This is a genomic window from Sulfurovum sp. bin170 (assembly GCF_010892395.1).
Taxonomy (GTDB): Bacteria; Campylobacterota; Campylobacteria; order Campylobacterales; family Sulfurovaceae; genus UBA1140.
The window spans coordinates 1-1,528 of sequence record NZ_JAACKB010000252.1 but is presented as its reverse complement, the minus strand read 5'-3'; the positions used below and the strand labels follow the sequence as shown (position 1 = coordinate 1,528).

The following is a 1,528-nucleotide window of genomic DNA, read 5'->3' as shown; positions in this document are numbered from 1 at the left end:
ATCTCTATATTAAAATATCTGTATAAAAATTGACTAATCCTCCCCTCCTCTAGTTCCAAATCTTTCAAGATTGACTTTATCGCTTCAAACAGTGTCTCATCAACCTCTGTATATTGTCGTACAAGCTCTATCTTCGCATCCTTATCTGATTTTTGAATGATTCTTGACACTATCTTCCTAAATGTTACTTCAGGACTTTTTAATATATCTTCAACATACGATTCAATAGCCATAATGACACCTTTTAATAATTAGTATGTTAATTATAACTTATTTTTGTTAAAAGATGTTTTAATTTATTCTGTTTTTATAAAAATAGTCTCCAATAGGTCAAAGCGACTGTGAATGTGATTACAATTCCAAAGATATTTAGGAAAATTCCTCTCTGTGCCATCTGTGTAGTTTTCACATGTCCTGTAGACATCGCTATGGCATTTGGAGCTGTTGCAATTGGCAACATAAAGGCGTAACTAGCAGAGATAGCAACGATGAGCATAAATAGTGTTGGGTCAAGCCCACTTTTGACGGCAAATGGGTAGATAATAGGTATCATAATAGAGGTCAGAGCTGTATTACTAGTAAGCTCTGTAGCAAAAACTACACCAGAGCCAATAATTAGCATCAAGACAATTGGAGGCAGATAGTTGAAACTAACCAAGATATTGGCTATCTCTGTAGCCAAGCCTGTCTTTTGAAATGCCATCGCAATAGAGAACCCTGCACCAAAGAGAAAAATAATAGCAAATGGAATCTTCATAAAATCCTCTTTCCACTCCAGTAGGTCAACTTTTGGCAAAAATAGAAAAAGACCAAATGCAAGGAGCGTTAATTTCTCATTAATCTCAATACCAAAAAAGTGTTTTAAAATAGGATTAGCAGCTAATATCACAGCCAATGAAGAGAGTATCCAAACTAGTTTTTTCTGATTGGCTGTCAATGGTTTTTTGCTCATATCTATCTCTACCAACTCAAAGTTCTCTTTTTTGAACCCATAGAGCAAAATCTCTGAAGCCACCACCATCATTACAATTGCCAAAGGTAGCATCATGACAACCCATGTGGCAAAGGGAATCATCTCTAGCCCATTGGTCTCTATAAAATCCATCAATATTAAGTTTGGTGGAGTTCCCACAGGTGTGATAATCCCTCCAATCAAAGAGGCATAAGCCACGCCTAAAAGCAGACGAAACTTATAGTCAACATTATCTGTCAAAAATGCAGCGATGGGGATAATCAAAAGAGCTGTCGTAGTATCAGATAAAATTGAACTAAGCATCCCTGCTGTAATCATCAAAGAGAGCAGAACACCTCGTGGAGAGTTTGGGAATATAGAGAGAAGTTTTGTAGCCAATCTCTTGTGAAGCTGTGATTTTTCGGTGGCAATTGCTAGTAAAAATCCACCTATAAAGAGAAATATTGTTGTCTTGGAGTAGTTAGTAACCACATCTTTTGGGTCAACCAAACCAAACATAGGAAAAAGTAGTATAGGCAGAAGCGAAACCACCCCCATATGCAGACCGTTATTTGT

2 protein-coding genes are annotated in these 1,528 nt (G+C 36.7%); both read right to left on the bottom strand.

The window, feature by feature from the left end:
- The coding region (locus GSY74_RS05970) for a hypothetical protein (protein WP_164664189.1) at positions 1-233 on the bottom strand (233 nt) is incomplete at its 3' end.
- Between the two features lie 74 nt (positions 234-307).
- Positions 308-1,528, bottom strand: a 1,221-nt coding sequence (locus GSY74_RS05965; protein ID WP_164664188.1) for a DASS family sodium-coupled anion symporter, incomplete at its 5' end; no start/stop codon positions are given.